Here is a 25,910-nt window from a genome sequence, read left to right as displayed (position 1 = left end):
CGAACACGGCTTTGGTTCGCACCTACAGAAGCCCCCGTTCGCATGAACGGGGGCTTCTGTAGGTCTAGCTCAGATCGTGTTTAGCTCAGGCGATCTTTTCGAGCCGGATGATGACCGACTTGGAGGTCGGCGTTCCGCTGACGTCGGCTGTTGAATCCAACGGCACCAGGACGTTGGTTTCCGGGTAATACGCGGCGGCGCAGCCCCGCGGTGTGGGGTAGGTGACGGCCCTGAAGTTCTCGGCCCGCCGTTCCACACCATCGGAGAACTGAGACACCAGATGCACTATTTCCCCTTCCGCGATCCCGGCGGCGGCCAGGTCGTCCTCGTGGACCAGTACCACTCGTCGTCCGCCGTGGATGCCGCGGTAACGGTCGTCCTTGCCGTAGATGGTGGTGTTGTACTGGTCGTGCGACCGCAGGGTCTGCAGCAGGAGCCTGCCCTCAGGGACCTTGGGGTACTCGAGGGTGTTGCCGGTGAATACTGCCTTGCCTGACGGAGTGGTGAACATCCTGCCGTCGCGGGGACCATTCGGCAGCACAAATCCGCCGGTTTCGATCCGCGTGTTGTAGTTCTCGAAACCCGGGATGACTGCTTCGATGTGGTTCCGGATCACCGAGTAGTCGGCCTGCGCCGCGACCCAGTCGAGCTGGGGAGCGTTGTCGCGGAACGGGCTTTCGGGTCGGGCGAACAACCGGTCACCGAGCTCGCACACGATCGAGATCTCCGAGCGCACGTCTGGTCCGGGGGGACGGAGCCGCCCCCGGGACGCATGCACCGCGCTCATCGAATCCTCGACCGTGACACGCTGGTCACCGCTCGCCTGGGTGTCCCTATCCGTCCGGCCCAGGGCCGGGAGGATCAGGGCACGGCGGCCGGTGATCAGGTGGGAACGGTTCATCTTCGTTGACACCTGGACCGTGAGGCGAGTGTTGCGGAGCGCCTTATCGGTGACGTCGGAGTCGGGGGTGGCTCGCACAAAGTTGCCGCCCATCGCCATGAAGACCTTAGCGCCGCCGTCGCGCATGGATCGGATGGCTGCAACGACATCGACGCCGTGCTTACGTGGCGAGGCGAAGTTGAAGTGGGAGTCCAGCGAGTCGTGGAAGCCGTCGGGCATGCGCTCGAAGATGCCCATGGTGCGGTCGCCCTGCACGTTGGAGTGGCCGCGCACCGGACAGACGCCGGCACCCGGCTTCCCGATGTTGCCCTGCAGCAGCAGGACGTTGACCACATCGCGCAGCGTCTTCACGGAGTGCTTGTGCTGGGTCAGGCCCATCGCCCAGCAGACCACGGTGCCGGGGGAGGCGATCATCCGGTCGCCCACCGAGGTGATCTGCGACTTGGGGATCCCGCTGGCTTCGACAATCTCGTCCCAGGAGACGTCCCGAAGTTCCTGCAGGTATTCCTCCAGGCCGGTGGTGTGTTCCTTGATGAACTGGTGGTCGAAGACCGCCCCGGTCTTTTCCTCCTGCTCCAGCAGATGCTTGCCGAGGCCCTGGAAGAGTGCCTGGTCCCCGCCGAGGCGGATCTGCAGGAAGTCGTCGGCCAACTGGGTGCCGCCGCCGAACTTGGTGCCAAGAATTCCGGAGATCTTTTGCGGGTTCTCGAAGCGCAGCAGCCCCGCTTCGGGCAGCGGGTTGATCGCGACGATCTGGCCGCCGTTCTTTTTGGCCTTCTCCAGCGAGGTGAGCATCCGGGGGTGATTGGTGCCCGGGTTTTGGCCGGCAACCAGGATGAGCGGGGCCTTGTCGACATCCTCAAGGGATACCGTCCCCTTGCCGATGCCGATGGTTTGGGTCAGCGCGGAGCCGGAGGACTCGTGGCACATGTTGGAGCAGTCAGGGAGGTTGTTGGTGCCGATACCGCGCACCATCAACTGGTACAGGAACGCTGCTTCGTTGGAGGTTCGTCCCGAGGTGTAGAACACTGCCTCGTTGGGGCTATCGAGTGCGGCGAGCTCCTCGACGATGATGTCGTATGCCGTGTCCCAGGACACTGGACGGTAATGGGTGCCGCCTTCATCGAGGAGCATCGGGTGGGTAATGCGACCCTGCTGGCCGAGCCAGTACTCGTCACGCTCGTTGAGTTCTTCGATTGAGTGCTTTTCGAAGAACGACGGCGTCACGGTGCGGCGGGTCGCTTCTTCGGCGACAGCCTTGGCGCCGTTTTCGCAGAACTCTGCAGTGTGTCGTTTGTCACCTTCGGGCCAGGCGCAGCCCATGCAGTCGAAACCTTCGGTCTGGTTGACTGACAGTAGCGTCTGCACGCTGCGCACCGGACCCATCTGATCCAGCGAAATTTTCAGAGAGTTGAGGACGGCGGGAAGACCCACCGCCTGCCTTTTCGGCTTGCCGACCTTAATTTCGGCTTCGTTGATTCCATCCTTGGGCGCACGAGTCGCCATTGCCATCACATCCTCGGGTCAGAAGTCCACTAGTCTCATCCTAGGACAAGGGTAGGAGTACAGATTGAAAAAGCGCGTAAGTCAGCGCCGCCAAATCACCAGATTCCGTGTTGGCGCACCGGAAAATGGGATCAGCCGTCGTGAGGATATTCTTGCCGGCGAGGAACCGTTGGAGATCCGATTGGGTTCCCGGTCCTTTTCAGTGACCATGCGCACCCCCGGGGATGACTTCGACCTGGTGGCTGGTTTCCTGGTGTCCGAGGGCATCATCTGGGAGCCCGGACAGCTGGTCAGCCTGCGGTACTGCGCGGGAGTGGATGACGCAGGGCAACAGACGTTCAACGTGGTCGAGTCCCAGCTCAGGCCCGATGTGGTGCTGCCGGATACCGCGATGGAACGTCACGTGTACACGTCAAGTTCCTGCGGGATCTGCGGCACAGCCTCAATCGATGCGGTGCGCAAGTCCTCCCGCTTTGACGTGCACGACGACGACGCCCAGGTTTCGCTTCCGGCGCTCGCCGGGTTGCCCGACCGGCTGCGCGAGTCGCAAAAACTGTTCGACTCGACCGGTGGCGTGCACGCGGCGGGACTGTTCACCCGGGACGGCGAATTGTTATGCCTTCGTGAGGACGTGGGCCGCCATAACGCCGTCGACAAGGTGGTGGGCTGGGCCCTGCGCGAAGGAATGCTGCCTTTGAAGGGGACCATCCTGCAGGTGTCGGGTCGCGCTTCGTTTGAACTGGTGCAGAAGGCTCAGCTCGCGGGGATCCCCGTGCTGTCGGCGGTCAGCGCGCCGTCGTCGTTGGCTGCCGACCTCGCCGAAGACACTGGCATCACCCTGGTGGGGTTCAGCCGCGGCACCTCACTGAACTGCTACACGCACCCGCAGCGGATCGCCGCCTAGACCAACCGACGTCAGGGGTTGCACGCACTATGGAACTTGGCATCTACAGCTTCGGCGACCTCCACCCCAACCCGGTGACGGGGGAACGGGTCTCGCCGCAGCAGCGGCTGGCCGACCTGCTGGAGCGGGCCCGGCTCGCCGATCAGGTGGGGCTTGACTATTTTGGGATCGGCGAGCATCACCGGTCCGACTACGCTGTCTCGTCGGTGGTGCCGGTACTCGCGGCCGCAGCGGCGCAGACCAGCACCATCCACCTCGGTTCAGCCGTCACCGTCCTGAGCACTGAGGACCCGGTGCGGGTCTACCAGCAGTTCGCTACCCTTGACCTGCTCTCGGGTGGGCGGGCCGAGCTGACCGCCGGGCGGGGATCCTTCATCGAGTCCTATCCCCTGTTCGGGGCCGAGCTCGGCGACTACGAGGAGCTGTACGAAGAGAAGATCCGGCTGCTGCTGCAGCTCGACGCTGCCGAACGCATCACCTGGAGTGGCAAGTTCCGTGCGGCGCTGGATGATGCCCTGATCCTGCCGCGGCCCGCCTCGGGGCACCTGGATATCTGGATCGCTACCGGTGGGACGCCGGCGTCATCGGTGCGCGCCGCACGGCTGGGCACACCGGTGATCTTTGCGTTGCTCGGCGGAACGGTGGGGAACTTCGCCCAGCACGCACAGCTGTACCGCCAGACGGCCGCCGACGCCGGGCATGACCCCGCAACCCTGAAGGTGGGACTCAGCGGCGTCGGACTGGTGTTGAGGAAGGACGCGCAATCCACTTTCAAGCCGTACTGGCTGGACACGATGAAGCGGATCTCCTCGGAACGAGGCTTTCCGACGCCCAGCGAAATCACCTACAACATGCAGGCCGCACGTTCGGGGGCCGTTTTTGTGGGGAACCCCGAGGAAGTAGCGGAGAAGATCGTACTGGCCCACTCCCAGATGCGCCACGACCGGCACATCCTGCAGCTGGACTGGTCTTCCGTGCCCCAGGCCCAGGTGCTGGAAGCGATCGAACTTCTGGGCACCGAGGTGCTGCCGCTGGTACGCCGCGAGCTGGGCGCGACCGCGGCCTGACGGGACAATACAGTTAGCCCGCTTCGCTCTGGACCCGCAGGGTCAACCCGGTGAGCGGCATGGACCCATGGGGTCAACCTGGAGATCCGGGGTGGGAATGTCGGCCACCTGGGTCCAGCGTCCTCACCGGAGAGGGGTGGCGCCGGGCTGGTGCCACGGCGGCGGCGGGCTAGCTAGGTGGGGAGGCCTAACTGGCTTCCGCTCCCCGGCTTCGACCGGGACGCTGATCTGGTTTCCAGCAGGTGGCATGGGGCAGGTACCAAACGGGGTAAACGCGCTCGGGTAGTTCAACGAGCGGTTGAAGTCGAGGGTGACCAGACCGCCCGGCCGCACCTGATCGGTGATGAGGAAGCGCCACCGGGCGGTGGTACGCCCATTCGTCTCGTCGTGGAATGCCACTTTCAGTGCGCCATCGCGCTGTTGCTCTACCACGAGGGTCTGGGCGACACCGCCGAGGGTAAACGAGACCGATCCGGCCGCCTGAATCACGTCGGGGACCGCGGGGTGGGCGGTCCGGATCGGCATCTCACGGGGCGTCGGGTAGGGCAGGTACCTGCCCTCAACGACGGCGCCGGGACTGTACCCGTAGACCGGCACGCCGTCGAACCCGGTAAATGTGGGAGCTGTGTTGTCACGCGTGCGCACCACGTAGCGGTCGCCGCGGACTGCGAGTTCGACGACGGTGTCCTGATATCGCACCCAGTTCTCGGACGCGCCGTCGTTCAGGACCAGCGTGAGGGGGCCGGTGACGGGCAGACCTGTACGAACCGCGGTCAGTCCATCACCTGCCTGGGCAGTGAGGGTGGCTCCGGGACCGAAGCCAGGCTCGCTGGCGCTCCAGAGCCCGGGCACCAGGTCCAAAGCTGACGGCACCGCCGGGAGCCACTGCAACGAGGTGAGGGTCAGCCAGCCATGCCCCGCGGCCAGGGAAGCGTCCCGGCGCTCGCGGAAGCTGCGCCACTGCTGGCCATCCTCCTGCTGGGCGGCGGTGAGCTGGGACATACTCGATCTCCTGACGGGGACGGCGATGAATGGATCAGAACGGGTGGAGGAGCCGCTGGACGAACCGTTGGGTCCGCTCCTCGTTGGGTGCCCGCAGCACGGTGTCGGGGTGGCCACGTTCGATCACCACGCCCCCGTCCATGAAAACCACCTCATCGGCGACCTCCCGGGCGAAGGCCAGCTCATGGGTGACGATCACCATGGTCCATTGTTCGTCGGCGAGTTCCTTAATGACACCCAGAACTTCACCCACTAGCTCCGGATCGAGCGCCGAGGTGGGTTCGTCAAAGAGTAGCAGCGCGGGCTTCAACGCCAGGGCGCGCACGATACCCACCCGTTGCTGTTGTCCACCCGAGAGCTCGAACGGGTACTGGTCTTTCTTGTCGGCCAGTCCCACCCGTGCCAGCAGCGACTCGGCGTCCCGGATGGCGTCGGCCCGGCGGGTCTTCTTCACCTGTACCGGTCCCTCGATCACATTCTCCAGAACGGTCATGTGGGGAAACAGGTTGTAGTGCTGAAAGACCATGGCGCTTTGGTCCCGTAGCGCCGACAGGTCCTTCGTCTTGACCGGGCGGCCGAAGTTCAAGGACGGGCCACCGGAGATCGAGACGACACCGCCGTCGGGAGTCTCGAGCCCATTAAGACACCTCAGCACAGTGGTTTTGCCGGAGCCGGACGGGCCGATCAGGGCTGTCACTTGTCCGGGTCGGACGGCGAGGTCAATCGATTTCAGCACTACGTTTTCGCCGAAGGCTTTGCTCAGGCCCGTCACGGTGAGCAAGTTGCCTTGCTGCCCGGCGGCGCTGGTGGGTTCAGTGTGCGACATAGCGATCCAACCTCTTCTCCAGATAGGACTGCCCGCTGGAAAGGACGAGGCAGAACACCCAGTAGACCAGCGCGGCCTCCAGATACAACATCATGAATTGCTGGCTGAACGCGGCGATCTCTTCCGCCTGCCTGAACAGCTCGGTCACCAGGATCAGGGACGCGAGGGAGGTGTCCTTCACCAGGCTGATAAAGGTGTTGGACAGCGGCGGTACCGAGACGCGGGCGGCCTGGGGCAGGATGATGCGGCGCATCGTGCGGGCGCGTGACATCCCGATGGTGTGCCCCGCCTCCCACTGGCCTTTGGGCACCGACAGGATCGCTGCGCGGATAATCTCGGCCGCATAGCCCGCCACATTCAGGGAGAACGCGATGATGGCGCTGGGCCAGGGAGGGATCACCACGCCGATTGACGGCAGGCCGTAGAAGATGACGAACAGCTGCACCAACAGGGGGGTACCCCTGATGATCGACACGTACGTCCTGGCCACTCCCGACGCGATGCGGTTGCTGCTCAACCGCATCAGGGCGATCAGCAGCGCCAGGAGCAGGCCGAGGACAAACGACGCCAGGGACAGTGGAATGGTGCCCGTCAGCCCAGCCAGGACCAGCGGGCCGAGCGAATCCCAGAACAGTGTCCAGTCGATAGTGTTCCTCCGTGTACTTAGCCGGTGCTATTCGGTGCTAGCCGGTGCTATTCGGTGACGTTGGACCCGAAGTACTTCTCCGAGATCTCGGCAAGCGTACCGTCTGCGCGCAGGGAGGCGAGCGCCTCATCTACGGCGGCAATCAGGTCGTCGCTGCCCTTGGTGAAGGCGAAGGCGCTCAGCGATTCCTCATCGGTCTCGGCGGCAATCTTGATCGCATCGGTGGGGTTGGTCTGCTGGTAGTCCAGGTAGGTCAGCGTGTCGTTGATGGTGGCGTCGACCCGTCCCTGCTCCAGGAGTGCAACCGACTGCGCCCACCCTTCGACTGCCTCAATCTCGGCGCCGCTTTCCTGCGCCAGCGTGTGCCAGTTGCTGGTCAGCGACTGGGCGGTGGTCTTCCCCTCAAGGTCCTCGAAGGAGGCGATGTCGGTGTTGTCGGCGGTGGTCACGATGACACCGGTGCTGACCGTGTAAGGGTCGGAGAAGTCATAGGTTTCCAGGCGCTCATCGGTGATTGACACCTGGTTGGCGATGACGTCGAATCGGCCGGCATCGAGTCCGGCGAAGATGGCGTCCCACTGGGTTTCCTCGAACTGAGCCTCAACACCGAGTTCCTCGGCGACGGCAGTGATGACCTCAACGTCGAACCCGGTCAGATCGCCGGCGCCGCCCTCATGGAAGGTGAAGGGACGGTAGGTGCCCTCGGTGCCGACGGTGATGACTCCCGCGTCCTGGATCTCCTGGAGCGTGGTGGATCCGGCGGACGCGCTGTCGTCCGCGGACCCGTCGGAAGACGCTTCCCCGCCACCGCAGGCGGCCAGGGAGAGGGTGAGAGCGGTGGCTGCGCCAAGGATTGAAAGACGACGGGTGTTCATTGCTGGGTCCTTAATGACTGGGGGTGCTGGGAGGTCTCCTGCCGTTCTATCGCGCCAGGTTGGGCTGGCACAAAGCGGGCAGCCACATAGTGCAACAAAGCCCTCAGCGAAATTAGTTCCGGAGACCCGTGTGATCCGGCCAACCCCGGTTCTCCCGGCCCGTGCGGGGCTCTTTGCGGGCATAAGCTGAAGACCTGAGCAATGGAGGCTAGTACATGAGCATGGAAGGCGCTGCCTGGAATTCCCTTTACCGGATTTCCACCGCCAAGGACAGCAACAACAAATTCTCGAGGGAAACGCTCAAGCGGATCCTCGCGTTCGCTGAGCCCTACCGGACCAAACTGATCTTCTTCATCGCGCTGTCGGTGGTGTCGGCCTTCCTTGCCGTCGCGACACCGGTCCTTGCCGGGCAGGTGGTCAACGAGATTATCGCGGGCACAGGCCTCCAGACGGTGGTGTGGCTCGCCGTCGTCATTGCGCTGGTGGCGGTCGCCGACGCGGTGGTGGGTATGGCCACCCGCTGGTATTCCTCCCGCATCGGTGAGGGGGTCATCCTTGACCTGCGCACCAGGGTGTTCGACCATGTGCAGAAAATGCCCATCGCATTTTTCACCCGCACCCGGACGGGCGCCCTGGTCAGCAGGCTGAACAACGATGTGATCGGCGCCCAGCAAGCCTTTAGCGGCACCCTTTCCGGCGTGGTCAGCAACGTCGTGGCGCTGGCACTGACGCTGGTCGTCATGCTGACGACGTCGGTGCTGGTCACAGTGCTGGCCATCGTGATGCTGCCGGTCTTCCTGCTCCCGGCCCGGCGGATGGGGAACCGCCTCGCCGCGCTGCGCCGCGAAGCCGCCGACCACAACTCGGCCATGAGCACGCAGATGACCGAGCGCTTCTCGGCCCCCGGCGCCACCCTGGTAAAACTGTTCGGCCGCCCGCAGGAGGAGTCGCACGAGTTCGCTGTGCGCGCCGCGAGGGTCCGCGATATCGGCGTGCGCATGGCCATGCTGCAATGGGTGTTCGTGACCGCTCTGATGCTGGTGTCGGCGCTGGCCCTCGCCCTGGTGTACGGACTGGGTGGCGCGTTGGCTCTGAACGGGGCCCTGAATACCGGCGAAGTGGTGACCCTCGCGCTACTGCTGACCCGCCTGTACGCACCGTTGACCAACCTGGCGAACGCCCGCGTGGAGATCATGAGCGCGCTGGTGAGCTTCGAACGGGTTTTCGAGGTCCTCGACCTTGACCCGCTGATCAAGGAAAAGCCGCAGGCCGGTACCATCCCCGACGGGCCGGTGTCGGTGGAGTTCGACGACGTCCGGTTCGCTTATCCTTCGGCGGACAAGGTCTCGCTTGCCTCCCTGGAGGAGGTTGCCACTCTCGATACCCGCGGTGGTGAAGAGGTGCTGCACGGGGTGTCGTTCCGGGTAGAGCCGGGGCAGACAATCGCCCTCGTGGGGTCATCCGGTGCTGGGAAGTCGACGATCGCCCAGCTGTTGGCGCGACTGTATGACGTCGACAGCGGAGCGGTCCGTTTGGCCGGCACCGATGTGCGGGATGTGACGTTCGAGTCGCTCAGGCACACCATGGGAATGGTCACCCAGGATGGTCACCTCTTCCATGAAACCATCCGTTCCAACCTGTTGCTGGCCCGGCCCGAAGCGACAGTGGACGAGATGTGGGATGCCATCCGACGGGCCCGGCTGGAGCAGCTGATCCGGTCGCTCCCCGATCAGCTGGACACAATGGTCGGAGAGCGGGGCTACCGGCTCTCCGGCGGTGAACGCCAGCGGATGACCATTGCCCGGCTCCTGCTCGCCCAGCCGCGGGTGGTCATCCTCGACGAGGCGACGGCGGCCCTCGATTCAACGTCCGAGGCCGCGGTTCAGGCGGCACTGAGTGAAGCTCTTGAGGGTCGCACGGCAATCGTGATCGCGCACCGGCTGTCCACCATCCGCACCGCCGACCAGATCCTGGTGATCGAGGACGGCCAGATTGCCGAGCGAGGCAATCACGAGGAACTGCTGGACCGTGGCGGACGGTATGCGGAACTGCACCGCACCCAGTTTGCTGTCCGGAAGAACGTGGCTCCTGGACTCTAGGTCGCCGGGATGGGTGGGCGCCGCTTAGGTGGCCGGGGCCGCGTCGCCTGCCGAGCCTCGCGGCCGGGGGTCCGGAATATGGAGCAGCGGCAACGCCGCGTTGACCATCGGTCCAATCAGGAGGGCAAACGCGACGGTTCCGACGCCGACCGTGCCGCCGAGGACCCACCCGATGGTGAGCACAGTGAGCTCGATCAGGGTGCGAACCTTCCAGATCTTCCACCCCCACTTCCGGTGGATGCCGGTCATCAGTCCGTCCCGCGGGCCGGGGCCCATCCGCGCCCCGATGTAGAGCCCGGTCGCCAGTGCCAACAGGGTGAGGCCACCGGCAAAAAAGAGGATCTGCGCCCACAGTTCGGTGGGCACCGGGAGCACGGCCAGACCCACCTCGGCGCTGGGCCCCACCAGGGCCACGTTGAGGACGGTTCCGACGCCGGGCTTCTGCCGGATGGGAATCCACAGCAGAAGCACGAGTAGGCCGATGATATTGGTGGCGACGCCGAAGGGGAGGCCTGTTTGTAGCGCGGTGCCCTGCCCGAGCACGTCCCACGGCGAGACGCCGATTCCGGCCTTGATCATCATGGCAATGGCGAAGCCATAGCAGAACAGGCCAATCAGCAGTTGGGGGATGCGCCGGAGGAACAAATGGGTCATAGGGCCAGACATTACGCCTGCGTGGCGCTTCCCGACGACTCGGTTTCGGTGACCCGGCGGAGCCGGGTCACCAACCTGAGATCCTTCTGCGGTCCGCTGACCCACCAGGTGTAGTGCCAGCTGTCCGCGTCAACCAGCACAAAGTGCCCACGATAGACATCGGGCGCGCACTGGTGCACCGGCGAATCCTTCCCGGTGGTGAGGTCGAGGCCGTGGAAGTAGCGGCCATCCGGGAAAAACACCTCAGCTGAAGGTGCAGATCCTGCTGCCCGCCAGAGCAATTCCCGGGTCGCCGGAGCGGGGGAGGACCCGGCCCAGACCAGGGTGCCCCGTTCCCGGTGGAGGAGGGCGCCGTCGTCGTCGGGCGTGAACGACGCAGTGCCACTGAAGGTGCCTGCCAGGCCGGAGGACAGATCCTGCAAGGTGCGGTCCACCGTCCATGCACCGCCGAGGTAGCCGAGAAGCGGGACGGTGTTAAGGCGGTACGGTGCAAATTTGGTCATCGGCCACCCGTCGCGTTGGTGCCCCTGGCCGGAATCGAACCGACGACCTTCCCTTTACAAGCAGGACACAGGTGCAAACTGCACCGTCATCCCACTCTATCCAGCTACGCCTGGCGAGCTTGGATCGGTGGCAGCATGAGCACGACTGCCGCCGGCGAGCGCAGCGCAGAGAGCATCCAAACTTATACCTGTCGGCATAGTGCGATGGCCGTCCGACTCGTTGGCGGCGGCGCTCAATACCGCGCTTACTGCGAGCCCTGCGACGTCGGGCTGAATTGGTACGCCGACGACGACGGACGAACAATTGCGGAACGCTACGCCGAACGGCACAGGTGCACGGCATGAGCGAGTACACCGTTATAGCCAGGCTCCGATGTTGGTACCGCCGCAACTGGCGCGGATACAGCGGAAACGTCGTACCGGCAAGATGCCGCTTCGGACTTCACGACTGGTCACCAAATCTACTTCGCGACCAACCGCTGCGGATCTGCAGAAATTGCGTCAAGCACCGGACCGCTTGATAAGTAGTTCACCAACCTAGACCAAACGAAAAAGCCCGCCGGAAGCTTGCAACAACCGGCGGGCGAGGCAATCACCTGCAGTACCAGGCTTCACGATTGCACTTCCCCCAGTTTACGGGAGAGGACCTTTGGAAGCCAGACCAGCAGGAGACCGCCTCAGCGCGTCTCACAGCCCCTCTCCGCGCGAAACCAGCAGGGGCACGGTCACAACCCTCCTGAACCCGCAGAACCGTCTGCGGGAGGTCCCGGCAGTACACCTGGACCCAAGGCCACAACCAGACACGCCCCCACCGAGGGTCGGGTCTCTCGGTCGTGGGCAAATGCTTTTGAGCGGGGTCGGGGTCAGCGGGAGTTTGGGGAAGGGGATACCTCAGAGAGATCTCCCTGATAGGGGCCCTAATGGTTACGTCCCTGCAGGTCAGGCCGATAACAATCCGCTACCGGATGGCACGGGTAAGCCTGTTCTGCGTTTAGTGTCAGATTCCATGGGACAAGAAACAGACACCACTCTCGCCCAGTGGAAACACTGGCAAACCGCACAAGGTCTCTCACACCGAACGATCGAAGACCGCGAGTACTTCATCCGGCACTTCCTCCTCACCTCGGGAGCTGAACCGAAGGAGATCCAGCCCAGCCAGATCATCGGCTACCTAGCCCGGCCAGGGATACGGCAAGCCACCCGTGCCACCTATCACAAGCACCTCAGGGCCTACTCACGATGGCTCGTCCGAACCGAGCAACGAGCAGATGACCCAACGCTGAAGACGCCAGCCCCGCGGCCCCCGAAAGGAGTTCCACGACCGGTCACCCACGGGGACCTGGCGCTCATTCTCGAAGCAGCGCAACGGCGGAACTGCCGCATGATGATCCTGCTCGGCTCACTGCAAGGACTTCGCGTGCACGAGATAGCAAAAATCCAGGGACAGGACGTTGATTTCCATAACCGGACACTCCTCGTCGAAGGGAAAGGCGGAAAGATTGCTTACCTTCCCTTGCACCAGACGGTCGTGCTGTTTGCCAGCAGCTTTCCCAGACGAGGCTATTGGTTCCCGTCGGCCGGCGATCAGGCGCGCTGCGTGGCCCCGAATTCGGTCAGCCGGGCAATCAAGAGAGCCATGCAACGGGCAGATGTCCTCGGAACACCTCATCAGCTGCGGCACTACTTCGGATCTACCCTCGTCCAAAACGGCGTAGACCTGCGAACGGTCCAGGAGCTCCTTCGGCACGAGTCGCTGGCAACCACTCAGATCTACACGCTGGTCACTGACGTAGCGAGGAGACAGGCGATGGATACGCTGCAAGTGGCATGAGTGCCCCCGCCGGGAATCGAACCCGGATCTGCCCTTTAGGAGAGGGCTGTCTTATCCGTTGGACTACAGAGGCGAACACCCGAGTCTAACCTAACCAGGCGGGGTGGTCGGTTACGCTGAAGGAACCCAAGCGCTTCTCATACCGACCATCCCTGGGGGTCTCAATGTCCGGATCACTGCTCGAATTTACGTCCCACGTCGCCGGAAAGAATGCCAAAGTGACGCTGTTTCCGGACCGGCTGGAATGGTCCAGATCCGGTCTGTCCGGCGGCAAAGTCGCCGCCGCAACGCTGAGCTTCGGAGTCACTGCGCTCACCAGTGGCGTGCGGAACAGAGACACCGAGATGATCCCCATTCGATCAATCTCATCCGTTACATCGAAAAAGGGGATGATGAACACCACCGTCTCCGTCATCACCACCGGAAACACCATCGACTTCAAGATCAGCCACGGCGAAGCCGACAAATTGAAGTCAACATTGCTTCAGCTCATCAACGGCTCACACCCCGCCCAGACGTAACTATCTACCGGCGGACCAAGCGAATCTGATTTACAGTGATTTACCCGCCGTGCTCAGCTGGCAACGACTGTGTCGTTTCGTGATGAACGTTAGGGCTCTGCCCCAAATTACGGAAAGCTGCCATGCCGTCTGGACCTGCCCTGTATCGTGTCGTGTGTGATCACTCGGTGCTCACAGAAGCACCGAGAAACGATCGGGGGATCGGGAAGATGACAGAAAGGCCATTAGGTCGCGCGCACCCGCGCACCGTCTACAAACAGTTGACAAAGACACCCGGAATGGTGTTCATTTATGACTGAACACACCAGAGAGTTGTTGCCAGGGTGTGATGTCGTTCTTGCCATGGTGAGGAGGTCAGGTGAATGCCCATCGGAAGACTTCCTGCGGTCGTTAGACCGCAGATACCTAGCTCGCTATCAAAGGTACTTTGAGCGCCTTCGAGACAAGCACGCAATAAAAAGCCCTGAGAACATGCGCTTCCTCCAATCCGGACGAGGCGGGACTCAAGTTCACGAACTGAAAGCCGATAAGTATCGGCTCTACGTGGTTAAACACACATTCATTTGGTACACGACTCACGGAACCGCAAAGGTCAAAGACAGCCGTGTACCAGCTGAAATAGAAAAAGCATTATCGATTTTCTGGGAATGGAACGGGGAGCACCAGTGAGCACGTTATTTCCTGTGGGGGACGCCGCATACACCGCTGCGTATGTGGAAGAGAGCGCAATGGTTGATGCCAGCGAGCTTATTGCTGAGGGCTTGGAAACAAGTGGAATGTCACGCGCGGATTTAGCGCGCGCGCTAGGCGTACGTCGGGGCGAAATTACAGCTCGACTTAAGGGCGAAAGAAACATTACGGTCAGGAATCTTGCAAAAACCTTGCACGTAATGGGGCTCCGCTTGGTACTGAACGCAGTTCAATCAGAAACCCCAGTCAAGCCGCCCGCTGCTGTCCCCACGCCATGGGATTTGTACTTCCCTGACCTCCGAGGACAAGAATGGCAACCTCGATCGAAGCCACACAATCACTCCAATACGGAGATGCTGGCCAGTCGGCTCGGAGCACTCAGGAGCGGCCGGCAATGAGCCGACTAACCCCGAAAGCATTCATGTATGGAGATCCAAAAGTTTTCTCCCTTGAGGGTCACGATCATGGCGGCGAAGCGCACGACCTAATGTGGAGCTGCGCCTATTCACCAGCCGATGACGAAGACGACTTCCGAGCCATAATCGGGACGCTCCATGGGGCAACAGCCGACGCCTCATTCACAGTTTCGGTCGGCGCCCTTTTCGTTGAGACAGGGGTAGTCGACAGAGTCCTCTTAGATGAAAAATATGAAGATTATCTTCGGAGTTCCGACGCGCTCGAGACACTGTATACACACGCCAGATCCCTAGCTCGGTCTCTACTTGCGCCGTTCGACAGCGATACCGAATTGCCCGTCGAACCACCTGAAGCTGACATTGAGCCGATGCGCTTCTCTAGCGACGCTCAAGAGAGCCCGGCGGCGATAGAAGATTAGTTTTGGTGGGCGGTTGGCTGATTCCCTATCAGCCAACCGGCCAGGGACTGGCTAGCGACCTAAGCGCATCTGCGTGCTTGGAGTGCACACTGATCAGCGCGAAGTCATCTCCCCGCCAAGATTCGCCGGCGGACCTGGCCGGGTTCCACCCAGGCGTATCGTGCGAGGCTGTGCTCGACCCATTGGATGCGGACTGCCGTCTTGGTCCATCCTTGGGCGAAGGCTTTCTCTGTCCTCGTGGTGCCGTCTGGGTAGGTCAGCTCAGTCCATACCGGCGGGGATTTCTCTGGGGTGTGCACGACGGCGGGGTCCGGCGGCTCCACCTGTGATTGGTAGGATCTAGGGGCTGAAACGAGTGATCGCACCTGGTCGTTCGACGCTGCCGCCCCTCTCGGATTGAGCAGACTCCTTGCCCTGGGGGCTCATTCCGTCGCGTCGGTCCAACTCTCCCCGGAGGGCTTCAAGACGGTCCTGTGTCGCAGGCTGCGGGCCGTCTGCTTCGAAGATTTCCGCGTCCAATTCTCGGTGGACCCGGCTGTTCAGTACCTCGACCTGGTTCTTCCCGAGGTCGCGAAGGTCGTCGGGGAAAGGATCTTCCGGTAAAAGCCGGCTGGACTGATTCATGGCAAACCCCGATCCTCGTAGCAGCATGGATTACGGATTCTAGCGACAAACGAGTTCCGCGTCCCCCCAGGAACGCGGAACATTTACCCATCGAGGGCAAAGCTGGGCGGAGCCGAGTCGCTAGGGGGAACGATCAACTCCGTCCAGTGGGCCGGCGGTCAAACACCGAACCCTCGAAGGGACAGACACACACTCAAACTGCTGACCCTCCGAAGTCAGTATGCGCCCCGAAGCTTAGAAATTTCTTCGATCCATTCGATCTTTGTTAACGACGAATTGGCCCCCACCATCCGTGACGGATGGTGGGGGCCAGCGCTCGAGGCGTCAAGGTTAGTAGATAGATTAGACAGGGTCGGCGCGGTGTGCACCGTCGCCGTCCGGTACCACTTCGCCCTGGACGACGTCGTGTTTGGGCGCGGCGGCGAGGAACGGGAGGAACCGTTCGAGGAAGTGGTTCACTCCCGGGATGGCCATGATCCGGGTGATAGCCCCACAGACGCCGAGGGCAATCGCTGCGTAACCGGTGGCGCCCTCCGGGTTGCCCATGGTGATCGCCGTGAAGATCGGCGGTCCAAGTACCGCCCCGGCGACGAGAGCGGCGAAGAGGGTGCGGGCGGTGGCCCGCCACGGGTGTTCCTGCTGGGTGATAGCCACTACTGATCCTTCTTGGTGAGTTCGAGCTCGTAGCTACCGAGAGCCTTCTCGATGGACGCTTCGATTTTCTCGGGGGTCAGGTTCGAGCCTTCAGCAACCACGGTTCGGAGCGCCGCAACCTCAGCCCGCAACGGCATGACCTGCTGCCTGCTAATGCGGTCCTCGATCGAACCGAGCGCCGTCTCGGCGTATTCCTTCTTCTTGCTCATGCGATTGTTGATCCATGAGCCGGCGCCGGACCAGACAGCTTTCGCCTGCTCGACACGGTTCGCTTTCAGTTCCTCGCGGACTACGGCCCGGATTTCTTCTTTTGATGCCATTTCGTCCCACTCCTTGGGGTTGATTGGTTTAATTGTGTCGCCGTGCGTTGTGGTGCTGCGAATGGAGTTGCGGAGCCCGTCCATACCGCCGGGCCAGCCGGCCGGGTCGATCTTCCCAGTGGATGAGTACTCCTGGTGAGAGACGTCGAGGGTGTGACCGTACATCTGCCGCAAAGCCCTACCCAGGTAGGGGGCGACGCGGATCTGGTCTGCCGTCCAATCCCACGGGGCGATGCCAGAAGATTCCATTTCGATACCGACGGTCTGATAGTTCCCCACGTCCCGACCGATGTGGGGCAACCAGTAGCCTGCGCCGGCATGGTTCGCTAGGCCGGCCGCAATGACGTAGACGACGCCCGTTCTGCCGAACACGACGTGGCAGAGCGGGCCCGCCACATCGGGGCGGCCGTCGATGCACATCTGCAGGGTGGGTGCGTCGTTGCCGTTGAATCGGGCGCGGTTGGTTGCGGTGTGATGCCACATGGTCCCGCGGACTTCGGTGAGCTCCCGGCCGAGGAACCCGCGGGTTTTCCACCCGGGGATCTCAACCACTGTGAGGCCGTGAGCCCGGAGCCCATCGGCGAGGTTACTTAGCCACATATTTGCTGCCTTTCAGTGGGCATAAGAAAAGCCCTGGTCCGATCGGAGTCAGGGCTGTTATTGGGGCCTGGGATTAGTCGGCGTGTTTGCGTGGCCACGGAGGCAGATCGGCGGCGGGAATGCCCGCCCCGATGAGTTGCACACGCAGGCCTCCTGCGTACTCCTCGGTGGCCCGACGGCGCTTCGCTTCCCCATCAGCGCGTTTGGTTTCGGCGTCGACTTTTGATTCTGCTGCCGCGAGCCGTTCCACAAGGCTCTTGTTTTTGGTCTTTTCTTCAGCAGCACGGCCGGACCGCCACGCCTTCAAACCGTCGATGATCTTCGGAACGATGAGAGCCAGGCCGCCCGTCCCAAGCAGCGCCGTAATGAGCTCCGGAGTCACGCCTTACCTCCGTTACTTGGTCGGGTCCAGATAGGCCCAGTCGATGCGCCGGTACCGTTTGAAAATGTCGAATAGTGCGATGAACACGAGCAGGAGCAGGAATACTTTGAGCGGCATCCGTAGAGGAACATACATCAGCGAAGGGACGAACAGCGCCCAACCGAGACCGACCAGGAGCAGAGCAACCCGTTCAAGCCACCAAATCCCACGAAGACAGGATGCTGCACCGATTAGCCCGCCGATAGCGAGGATCGCGCCGACCCCGACCGCCAACTGGCCGATCGCCATCTGCAGGAAGTAGGGGAAGCCGCCCAATACGGCCGTCACACCGGCAGCGCTGGCCGCCAGGAAGGTAAGGATTTGTACTGCGGTCATTGCAGCCGGTTCCTCGAGGCGGTGCCAGATCCGCCCGTACCACCTGATAGTGGACGATGACGCTCTCACAGCACCCGGCGGGACAGGTATTGCCTTCTCTCTGGAATGAAATTTCACACCCGTAACTCCTTTCGATATGGGTAAGGGGACAGCTCTGCTCAAGCTGCCCACATGTTGGCTTCGCGCATTTCGAAGGTGACTCCGCTGGTGGAGTTGATGAAGATGTCGACGCCGTTGAGCCCGGACGCGGGAATGGTGAAGAACTTCCGCAGGTCATGCCACGCCCCGTCGCCGGGGATGGTGAAGGTTTTCTCCGTGGCGATGATCGTTCCACCGGCGAGGCGGACCTTCACACTGTTCGTGGTGGCAGATCGGACCACGACATGGGTTTCCCTGGTCCCTCCCTGCAGTGACTTCGACGCGTCCCACCGGCCGTTCGTGGACAGCGCCGCCGTGCTCGCCGGGGATGTGGCGATCCCGCCGGCAGCCGTCCATCCGGTACCGAACCACCCATCGAGGGTAGTGAACGGCCCGGGGAGGAGGTTATGCCGGTAGGTGGTGGTTGGCGTCAGTGCGGGGATCGCGTTCGCGGTTCCGATCATGATCCGGCCGGCGTCGCGTTCGGCGGCCAGCCATTGCATGCACGCGGTGAACGTCGCCGTGGTCATGTACCCGTCGACGGTGTTGTCCAGCTGGCCGGGGTGGAGCATCATGACTTGGCTGTAGGCGCCTTTCTTCGCCGCGTTGACCAGCCCTTGGAACGCTTCGAGGGTGGATTTTTCGTAGGTGACGTGGCCCTGCCCGAGGACGTTCCCGCCCTGCGGGGCGAGATGGCCGCCGCGTGCCCCGTACACGATGCCGTAGCGGGACATTAGGAGCTTCCCCGCGATGGTCGAGTGGAAGTCAGCTTCCGTCGCCCCGTAGTAGCCGCCGTACGGTACGGCGGCACCTGTGCCGGGCATCGCCCACTTCAGGACGAGGAGGTTCATGTTCGCTTCCATCACGTCCGCTGACTCCACAATTTCGCGGGTCAGCTCAGCCTCCGTCGACGCCGGCCCGTGAGTGTAGGAATGCCCGATCACAGAGAACCCGTCATTGATGTGCCACGACTGGATTTCCGCGTAGGTCGAATCGGCCACAATGTTGTTCACCGTGCACGCCATAATGCAGGGCAGGTTGTTCGCCCGAAGGACGTCGGCGACCTTGGCCCGGAACCCGGCGTGCCAGTCGTCGAAGCGCAGCACAATGAACGGCAGGCCTCCAGTGCCCAGGACACCGCCGGAGAGGGCTTTCGCGGACTGCGCCTTGATCTGATGCCTGAGCGCGTAGTCCGGGGGGACCGTCGGTGTTGGCGGGTCGGCGGCTAGGTTCTTCCACGCTGACCAGGTCGGGCCGGTCAGGCTGGTGATGCTGCGGACCCAATACCCGGCCCCGGTGTAGGCCTGGAAGACCTGCGAGGCGATGTTGCCGCCGGCGTTCGAGACCCAGAAGTTTCCCGCCGAGCTGATCGGTAGGCCCGTCATGGTGTTCGCCGACGTCGTGGACCCGATCGACCACCGGCCATCGAACGCCGCCGTGAACCAGGTTTCCAGGGCTGCGTTGTTCGGGATCCCGCCCCGGTTCAGGATCGGGGTCACCGCGAGGTCTTTCCACGCGGACCACGCCTTAGAGGTGATGGAAATCAGGACCCGGTACCAGATTTTGCCGGTGGCGTAGGTTTTGTACGTCTGGAACCCGATCCCCGGATCCACGACGAACGAGCCGAGGGCGTCTTCCCCAGCCGGGAGACCGGTGATCGTCCGGGTGCTGGGTGCGGAGCTGATCTTCCACGCCCCGGCATTCGCCGCCGCGTACCAGGTATCGAGGTTCGTCCCGGCAGGGACTTCCCCTTTGTTCCACTTATCCGCTTCCAGCGGTGCCAGACGGTTCCGGTCCAACAGCACCTGAGCATCCGTGTGCACCTTCGCGGCAGCCTCCGCCGCGGCCTGATGCCCGTCGTCCTCCGACCGCCACAACGCCCGATCCACGGTGCGGTAGTCCTCGTCGCGTTGGTCGGTATAGGTCTTGGATTCGGTGACTCCCCGCCCGTAAGGGAAGTCCCACGCGCCCCACACACTGGCCGAATAGTTGCGTAGGTAGACCCGTGGCATTGCTTCGCGGGTGGTGTATCGCTGCACACCGGTGGTTGCACCCCAGGCCACGACCAAGTCACCGGAGACGGCGAGAGGTAGGTTCGGTGTGGTGGTGGCATTTTGCGTCCACCTCCCCGACGCCTGGATGGTGTTCAGGTCGGCAGTGTTGACACCCTTATCCCACTTCACTGCGTTGAGCGCGTTATCCATCGCGACGATTGCTTCGAGCCAATCATCGACCCGGTCAACAAGCTCGGCGGACGTGATGGACTTCAAACCATTGTTGCCAACTGATCTCATATTTGCCATGCGTCAGGCCTTCCGTAAGGGGTCGGAATCGAGGACAGCATTGGCCTCAGGAGCCCATGCGGTGTCGAACGATTGGTTAGTAGTGGCCCTATAGGCTTCGTCCATTTCGGCGTTGGTCACGCCGGCGGAATCATCGAGAACCCGGACCATGAGTGACTGGGCGAACTCGACGGAGCTCTCGCTGCTTTTCACGTCCAAGCTGATCCCCGCGGCAAGACAGGTCAGGGCCAACCCTGTGAGCGCCTGGTCCTCAACCGTGGCGATATCGGCGAGCTGCAGCCGTGGCTCTGGAGCCACTTCCATGCTCCTGATCACCGGCTTAGGCTTCGAAAGCTCCAATGAAAGCCAGTCAGCGAGCGTCTGGATAGCTGTGGGGTCTTGGATCCACCAGCCGACGTCGTGTTCGATGGCGGCTGCGGTGATCGGTCCGGTGTTGGCTCCGGTCAGGCGGCGCTTGTGCCAGGTGGTGATCGCTCCGCAGCGCAGGATTGGTAGGTTCTGCTTCAGCCACTTCGGCCAGATACTCGATGATGTGGTGCTGGTGCGCAATTCGAAGGTGTTGCCGGCGGGGAGCGCCCCAATGCTGGTTTTGATCTTGATCGTTCTGGTGTCGATCACCGTCGCCACGACGGATAGCGCTTTCGCTGGGGGTGCTTCGGCGGTGCCGTCGGTGATGATGCCCCCGGAGAAGGACCCCCAGCCGCGATTGAAGTCTGATGTGGATCCGACGTCACCGAGTTCGGTGAAGGTCGTGTCGAGCATCACCCAGTCCACGTCTGCAGGCGGTTCGACGAAATACTCCGACGTCTGGAATGCCTCCATCGATTCGCTTGGCCCTTGCCAGGCCAACTTGTTCACCCACCGCGACGGATCCGGCAACGGTTCCATATAGGTGACGGTCAGTTCGGCCCGGACGTGTCGGGTGCTAGATTCCCATCCGATGTCCTGAAGATCCTTCGAGGACCTGAAAGTAGTCACCGGAGGTGAGGTTGTGAGGATGTCTCGGTTGGTCCACCGCAGGTTTCCCCACTCATCGATGGTCATCGCGGCGCATTCGGCCGTGGCTTGTTCTTTCAGTAGTTGCAGAGCTGAACGGCTCTCGATGGCTGGCGAGGCTTTCAGGCTAAACCGGTGGGCAGCCGGTGTCAGAGATGTATTCCGGACGTGGTTGACGGCCACGTAGACCGAGGTGAAGCAGACCTGGACACCGCCGAGAGGATATTTTGCCTGGTGTCCGGAAAACACTTCGATGTGGTCAAACGCGGTCGTGGCCTGTTGCATCGAGATGGCCACATTGCCTGTGATCTCGCGGCCGTTATCGGACCGCAACGTCCAGACACCCGCGGGAGAAACCCTCAGAGTGAAAACGGTTGAGGTGTTGATGGCCAGTCGGCACGCTTCGGTGACCACGCCGGCAGCCCTGGATTCGGCGATAACGGAACCCGTGGCGCTGATGCTCACGCGGACGTAGTCGGCCGCCCACCACACCGTGAAGGAACCACTCGCTACCCCTCCTGAGTAGGCAGGGTCAACGCAGAAGCTCATCTGCATGGTCTGGTTAAGCCTGCCGTCATAGGCGGGTGAGAACGCCGGAGTGTAGTTCGTGTTCAGGGAATAGGCTGCCTGCCCCCAAGGCACCGTCACCCACGAGGGTGATCCGATGACGTCGGCGGCGCTCGAGTCGCGGACCCTGCCACGTTCCGGCCAAGCGGATCCCATGAGGGTCGCGGAGAACACGCATGCGTTCTCCTGCGCCGGGGTGGAAAAGAAGCCGCCAGCTCGAAGGAACTTGTCGGTGAAGAAGGTAGGGGTGATCCCGATGTACCTGTACTCGCCGCCACTGTTGTTCGGCGGCATGACAGCCTGTAGCGCTTCAAGGCTGACGGGCACTTTCAGCCGATCGATGCCGTCCACAATTTTGGACTTGATCTCGTTAGATGCGACAGAACCGGAGGTGTCATCGATCAAACCTGTGAAGACCCTGACGAGGGCGTCACCGTATCCGACGTCGATGGCGATCGAGTCGCCGGGCTTGGGCGGGAACGACCCGGTCTTCCACGGATGGTCGGAACGTTCCTGAGTGTCCTCGGCCAATGACCAGGTGATAGATCCGGTCGCGGCAGTGATGCTTGAGCCGGCGGAGGCCTGGGCCGGAAGTGAGGAACCAAGTTCCCGGGTGAGACTGACCGCATCCACTTCCCGGACCACGCCGTTGTGCGTGACGACTACATTCGGTTCGGTAGAGAGAAGGTCGGTGGGATACCCCGAAACCTGCTGCAACTTATCCCAACTCCCTTGCCGTTAATTTCATCGATGATCGGCGGAACGCGTCGACGTCCACGCTGGCTGCTTCGACAGCCTCGGAAAGGCCCAGCAGTGAGACCTTGTTGCAGCCCCGGCCAACAGCCCAAGGGGCTGCTTCTTTGGTCCAGGTGAAAGCTGGGAGCGTCAGCTGGGTTGCACCGTAGACCCGCAGTTGAGCTGTCGCCGATCCGTCGGGCGCCACCGCGGCTGTAACTCTGCGGCTGAGGTTACCCAGGACCGTTGCACCGGAAACCTCGCCGATGAAGGTGCCCACAGCGTTGAAAAACTCAATCTTCAGGTACGCATTCCCTGAGGCATAAACGGAACCCACCACGGGAATTTTCGGCCTGACAGCCAGTCGATCCGGGGTAGAGCGCCGGTAGTGCAGGAACACGTCCGCGCCGTTCGTAATATTCACAGACCGTCCAAAAGGAATGCCATCCGCTGTGATCCCGGCTCCGCCAGGCTTTACGTCCGTGCTGGTCGGAAAGGACCCATCCAGCAGCACCGACTGTTGTGGGGAAAGGAGGTTGGTGACCTGCGCGTAGGGTTCAACCCACACCCACGGCGGCGGGCCGAAAGCACCCAGTTCCAGGGCTTGCAGCGTCGCCAGTTCCGCAGCAGTGGAACTGCCCAATCCGATGTTCCACTGCCGCCGTGAGGTCTTGCCGCGCTGCTCGTTGATCGTCCCATCGAGCGTCATCCGCTCAGAGCGAGGACGCGTCTGCGGGATATCTGCTACCTCCACCTCTTCCAAAGGCAGAAGGGTGCCGATCGGGCCTATGAACAACGTCATCTAACGCCCTCCGTATGCAAATTCGAGGTCCCTCACGGTGGTGTGAAGCTCCCTACCGTCGACCATCAGCGAGAACCGGGCACCGGCGAGGCCATCGCGGATAGCATCCTTCAGATCATCTGACGCTGTCCCGCCCTGCTGCTGGGCCGTAGTACCGGACCCGACGGATGCCTGGCGGCCGGACGCGGCTGCCGCAGAAGCGCCCAGGTTCAGGGCCCCTACGTCCGGTACATCGACCAGCGACCCGACGGCAGAAGCGACAGCGCCCCGCATCCCGGACACACCCTGCACCACGCCCTCGCCGATGTTCGCGCCGTAGCCTGCGAATTCCTTCGAAGGTGAGTTGATACCCAGTGCCAGCTTGAACGGGCCCCGAATCCAGCCGGGCAGCAGATTCAGGAAGACGTTGCCGATCGATCCCGCCAAGGAGCTGATGCCGTTGATCAAGCCCTGGACGATGTCCGCGCCGGCGCCGAACAGCCAAGAGCCGGCCCCAGCCAGTGCGCCCTTGATTCTGCCCGGCAGGCCGGTGAAGAATCCGATGACGTCGCCGATCATGTTCCCCGCGGCGCTGGTCACGTTCCCGAAGATGGAGGAGAACAGACTCCCGATGAATCCGAGGACCCCGGATACGATCGCCCGGACGGTTTGGAGTCCGCCGGAAATGACGTTCCGGACCAGGTTGATCGCCGTCGAGATGATATTGCCGATCTGCGCCCAGATACCAGCAGCGATTTGCTGGATTCCGGACCATACCTGTGACCAGTTCCCGCTGATTATCCCTGTGACCACTTGGATAATGCCCTGGATTATTGTCATCGCATTCCGGATGGTGTCGGCGATGAAGGTGAATACGGTCAACACGATCGGCAGTAGGGCGTTTATCACAGCCGGGAGGACCACGGATAGCATCTGGACCAGGGGAACGATAGCCATGCTGATGAGGCTGACAATTACCGGAACCAGCATCGCTAGGGTCTGTGCCAAAGGAGGGATCACTGCGAGCGCGAGCTGCATAAACGCGGTCATCAAAGGCGGCAACAGGGCGGTAACTAGTTGCAGGATGACAGGGATGATTGGCAACAGCGCCTGCAGTAACGACATCACCGCGGTGACCACCATCAGGAACACCGGAACCAGCATCTGGATGATGCTCGCGAGCGGCGGAATCACGGTCGTCGCCAACTGCATGAACATGGCCATCAGCGGGGGCAGCAGGGCACTGACCAGCTGCAGGATGACAGGAATGATCGGGAGTAGAGCCTGCACCATTTGAACTATGGCGGCCGCGACCATCTGAAAGACAGGGACCAGCATGATGAGGACCTGCTGCAAGGTGGCCCCGAGCACGGATGCGAGCATGGCGGCCATGCCAGCTATTTGAGGGAGAACGGGCGCGAGCGCCTGGAGCAGGATACCCAGTGGCGAGAACGCCATCACCAGTTCCAGCAGCGTTGGTACGAGGGGGGAGATGGCATCCCAGATTGCCCTCGCGCCGAGGCCGATCACCTCGAAGGCCCCGGCCACCCCCGATGAGGTGATGTCTGACCCGCCGGCGGCGAAGGCAGCGAACAGGGCACGGAAGGGCCCAGTGATGGACGCTAGGCCTCCGCCGGCGCCGGTCAGCAGACCAGGCAGGCCGCCGAGCCAGGCAGACATGCTGGCCATCCCCGGGGATTCGGTGACCCACTTGATCGCTTCGGTGCCTATATCAGCGAATTGGCCCAGCGCCGGGGCGACAGCGCCGAGCAGGGTCTCGCCCAGGGTCCCCCACGCGTGACCGAGTAACTCGATTTTGCCCGCCGTCGTGCCCGCGTAGGCTGCGGCGGAACCACCGAACTGGGTGTTCAGTTCCCCGAGGATGATTTTCTGGGCGCCGGCAGTGTCCCCTGCCTCGACCATGGCAGCGATCATGTCGCGCTGCTGGTCCGTGAACTGGACTCCGGCCTTGCCCAGGGCTGTGACGCCCTTGACTGGATCGTTAAGTGCTTTACCAACCTGGATCGCGGCGCCCTGCATGTCCACACCCATGGCCCGCGAGTAATCCGTCAGCGCTACCGTTGCCTGATCGAAGACGTCGTTGCCTTCGCCGGCAGCGTTCTTGATGTTGGTGAAGGTCAGGAGGGTGTTCGCACCCTGCTGGATGGTTTCCGCTTCCGTGGCGGTGAGGCCTTCGAGGGAACCTGCAAGGTCTTCGATCTGTTTTGCCGATACTCCGGCTGCGCCACCCGTGGACTTGATGGTGGCTTCGGTCTGCGTATTGATGGTCTCGATGCGCTGGAGTGACGTCAGGGCACCGCTGACGAAGTTGCCCAGGCCCGAGCCCAGGGCGAGCAGGCCGCCGACGGCGAAAGCGCCGGCGGCCAGCTTACCCACCGTCCCGAATACGCCTTTGAGTCCATCCGCTTTGCCCTTGACGTCGTCAAAGACCTTACCGACTCCCTTATCCCGCCCGAAGATGTCGAAGATCAGGTTTGAGCCGGCCACGGATCCACCTCCAGCTATTTAGTTGAGAGTTTCTTGACCTCGCGGACGTACCCGCGCCAGATGTCGT

Annotated in this window: 24 protein-coding genes and 1 tRNA gene; 8 read left to right on the top strand and 17 right to left on the bottom strand. The window is 62.5% G+C overall.

Going from position 1 to position 25,910, the window contains the following annotated elements; genetic code table 11:
- Window positions 1–85: 85 nt before the first annotated feature.
- On the bottom strand, window positions 86–2,407 hold the full coding sequence (locus tag ACX80G_RS02080; RefSeq protein ID WP_459305306.1) for an FdhF/YdeP family oxidoreductase: 2,322 nt from the start codon (window positions 2,405–2,407) through the stop codon (window positions 86–88).
- Between the two features lie 64 nt (window positions 2,408–2,471).
- Here ACX80G_RS02080 and fdhD point away from each other — a divergent pair, with 64 nt between their 5' ends.
- Both fdhD and ACX80G_RS02070 read left to right on the top strand, forming a co-directional pair.
- On the top strand, window positions 2,472–3,311 hold the full coding sequence (gene fdhD, locus ACX80G_RS02075) for a formate dehydrogenase accessory sulfurtransferase FdhD (RefSeq protein ID WP_459305305.1): 840 nt from the start codon (window positions 2,472–2,474) through the stop codon (window positions 3,309–3,311).
- 29 nt (window positions 3,312–3,340) lie between these two features.
- Entirely contained in the window at window positions 3,341–4,378 is a 1,038-nt protein-coding gene (locus tag ACX80G_RS02070) for an LLM class flavin-dependent oxidoreductase (protein WP_459305304.1), read from the top strand.
- 123 nt (window positions 4,379–4,501) lie between these two features.
- Here ACX80G_RS02070 and ACX80G_RS02065 read toward each other — a convergent pair whose 3' ends face one another.
- From ACX80G_RS02065 to ACX80G_RS02050, 4 genes are read right to left on the bottom strand one after another with little or no spacing between them, the layout of a single operon-like run.
- Window positions 4,502–5,380, bottom strand: a complete 879-nt coding sequence (locus tag ACX80G_RS02065) for a DUF1684 domain-containing protein (RefSeq protein ID WP_459305303.1) — start codon at window positions 5,378–5,380, stop codon at window positions 4,502–4,504.
- A gap of 34 nt (window positions 5,381–5,414) precedes the next feature.
- Window positions 5,415–6,206 (bottom strand): amino acid ABC transporter ATP-binding protein, encoded by a 792-nt coding sequence (locus tag ACX80G_RS02060; RefSeq protein WP_459305302.1) that lies wholly within the window; start codon window positions 6,204–6,206, stop codon window positions 5,415–5,417.
- Complete coding sequence (locus ACX80G_RS02055; RefSeq protein WP_459305353.1) at window positions 6,193–6,852, bottom strand: amino acid ABC transporter permease; 660 nt, start codon at window positions 6,850–6,852, stop codon at window positions 6,193–6,195. The genes ACX80G_RS02060 and ACX80G_RS02055 overlap by 14 nt, the downstream gene beginning before the upstream one ends.
- A gap of 47 nt (window positions 6,853–6,899) precedes the next feature.
- Window positions 6,900–7,727, bottom strand: a complete 828-nt coding sequence (locus ACX80G_RS02050; protein WP_459305301.1) for an amino acid ABC transporter substrate-binding protein — start codon at window positions 7,725–7,727, stop codon at window positions 6,900–6,902.
- Window positions 7,728–7,942: 215 nt separating this feature from the next.
- Here ACX80G_RS02050 and ACX80G_RS02045 point away from each other — a divergent pair, with 215 nt between their 5' ends.
- Window positions 7,943–9,826, top strand: coding sequence for an ABC transporter ATP-binding protein (locus ACX80G_RS02045; RefSeq protein ID WP_459305300.1), 1,884 nt, complete (start codon window positions 7,943–7,945; stop codon window positions 9,824–9,826).
- A gap of 24 nt (window positions 9,827–9,850) precedes the next feature.
- Here the strand turns inward: ACX80G_RS02045 and yczE are convergent, their stop codons facing one another.
- Window positions 9,851–10,480: a membrane protein YczE gene (gene yczE / locus ACX80G_RS02040; protein WP_459305299.1), complete on the bottom strand. Its 630-nt coding sequence runs from the start codon at window positions 10,478–10,480 to the stop codon at window positions 9,851–9,853.
- 11 nt (window positions 10,481–10,491) lie between these two features.
- Window positions 10,492–10,983: a DUF6314 family protein gene (locus tag ACX80G_RS02035; protein ID WP_459305298.1), complete on the bottom strand. Its 492-nt coding sequence runs from the start codon at window positions 10,981–10,983 to the stop codon at window positions 10,492–10,494.
- Between the two features lie 841 nt (window positions 10,984–11,824).
- Here ACX80G_RS02035 and ACX80G_RS02030 point away from each other — a divergent pair.
- Window positions 11,825–12,814: a tyrosine-type recombinase/integrase gene (locus tag ACX80G_RS02030; RefSeq protein WP_459305297.1), complete on the top strand. Its 990-nt coding sequence runs from the start codon at window positions 11,825–11,827 to the stop codon at window positions 12,812–12,814.
- A gap of 1 nt (window position 12,815) precedes the next feature.
- Here ACX80G_RS02030 and ACX80G_RS02025 read toward each other — a convergent pair.
- Window positions 12,816–12,887 (bottom strand) — tRNA-Arg (locus ACX80G_RS02025).
- A gap of 145 nt (window positions 12,888–13,032) precedes the next feature.
- Here ACX80G_RS02025 and ACX80G_RS02020 point away from each other — a divergent pair.
- The 4 genes from ACX80G_RS02020 (at window position 13,033) to ACX80G_RS02005 (ending at window position 14,860) form a co-directional block, all read left to right on the top strand.
- The gene (locus tag ACX80G_RS02020) at window positions 13,033–13,335 is read left to right on the top strand and encodes a hypothetical protein (RefSeq protein ID WP_459305296.1); all 303 of its coding nucleotides are present in this window, start codon (window positions 13,033–13,035) and stop codon (window positions 13,333–13,335) included.
- Window positions 13,336–13,626: 291 nt separating this feature from the next.
- Window positions 13,627–14,004: a hypothetical protein gene (locus ACX80G_RS02015; RefSeq protein ID WP_459305358.1), complete on the top strand. Its 378-nt coding sequence runs from the start codon at window positions 13,627–13,629 to the stop codon at window positions 14,002–14,004.
- A complete protein-coding gene (locus tag ACX80G_RS02010) occupies window positions 13,983–14,423 on the top strand; it encodes a helix-turn-helix domain-containing protein (protein ID WP_459305295.1) in 441 nt (146 codons plus the stop codon). Before ACX80G_RS02015 ends, ACX80G_RS02010 begins: the two co-directional genes overlap by 22 nt.
- Window positions 14,420–14,860 (top strand): hypothetical protein, encoded by a 441-nt coding sequence (locus ACX80G_RS02005; RefSeq protein WP_459305294.1) that lies wholly within the window; start codon window positions 14,420–14,422, stop codon window positions 14,858–14,860. The genes ACX80G_RS02010 and ACX80G_RS02005 overlap by 4 nt, the downstream gene beginning before the upstream one ends.
- Window positions 14,861–15,199: 339 nt before the next feature.
- Here the strand turns inward: ACX80G_RS02005 and ACX80G_RS02000 are convergent, their stop codons facing one another.
- The 9 genes from ACX80G_RS02000 to ACX80G_RS01960 all read right to left on the bottom strand — a co-directional run bounded on the left by ACX80G_RS02000 (window position 15,200) and on the right by ACX80G_RS01960 (window position 25,843).
- Window positions 15,200–15,484 (bottom strand): hypothetical protein, encoded by a 285-nt coding sequence (locus ACX80G_RS02000; RefSeq protein ID WP_459305293.1) that lies wholly within the window; start codon window positions 15,482–15,484, stop codon window positions 15,200–15,202.
- A 342-nt stretch (window positions 15,485–15,826) separates the two neighbouring features.
- Complete coding sequence (locus ACX80G_RS01995; RefSeq protein ID WP_459305292.1) at window positions 15,827–16,138, bottom strand: hypothetical protein; 312 nt, start codon at window positions 16,136–16,138, stop codon at window positions 15,827–15,829.
- Window positions 16,138–17,058: an N-acetylmuramoyl-L-alanine amidase gene (locus tag ACX80G_RS01990; RefSeq protein WP_459305291.1), complete on the bottom strand. Its 921-nt coding sequence runs from the start codon at window positions 17,056–17,058 to the stop codon at window positions 16,138–16,140. Before ACX80G_RS01990 ends, ACX80G_RS01995 begins: the two co-directional genes overlap by 1 nt.
- Window positions 17,059–17,131: 73 nt before the next feature.
- Complete coding sequence (locus tag ACX80G_RS01985) at window positions 17,132–17,440, bottom strand: hypothetical protein (RefSeq protein WP_459305290.1); 309 nt, start codon at window positions 17,438–17,440, stop codon at window positions 17,132–17,134.
- A gap of 12 nt (window positions 17,441–17,452) precedes the next feature.
- Entirely contained in the window at window positions 17,453–17,815 is a 363-nt protein-coding gene (locus tag ACX80G_RS01980; protein WP_459305289.1) for a hypothetical protein, read from the bottom strand.
- Between the two features lie 158 nt (window positions 17,816–17,973).
- A complete protein-coding gene (locus ACX80G_RS01975; RefSeq protein ID WP_459305288.1) occupies window positions 17,974–20,256 on the bottom strand; it encodes a hypothetical protein in 2,283 nt (760 codons plus the stop codon).
- Window positions 20,257–20,259: 3 nt separating this feature from the next.
- Window positions 20,260–22,536 (bottom strand): hypothetical protein, encoded by a 2,277-nt coding sequence (locus ACX80G_RS01970; RefSeq protein WP_459305287.1) that lies wholly within the window; start codon window positions 22,534–22,536, stop codon window positions 20,260–20,262.
- 1 nt (window position 22,537) lies between these two features.
- Window positions 22,538–23,356 carry a hypothetical protein gene (locus ACX80G_RS01965; RefSeq protein WP_459305286.1) on the bottom strand — a complete coding sequence of 273 codons (819 nt, stop codon included), beginning with the start codon at window positions 23,354–23,356 and terminating at the stop codon, window positions 22,538–22,540.
- Window positions 23,357–25,843 carry a phage tail protein gene (locus tag ACX80G_RS01960; protein ID WP_459305285.1) on the bottom strand — a complete coding sequence of 829 codons (2,487 nt, stop codon included), beginning with the start codon at window positions 25,841–25,843 and terminating at the stop codon, window positions 23,357–23,359.
- Window positions 25,844–25,910 lie beyond the last annotated feature (67 nt).

Source organism: Arthrobacter glycogeni, assembly GCF_054510815.1.
Note: the sequence above shows the minus strand (reverse complement) of the source record. Positions and strands in the feature narration are given on the sequence as shown.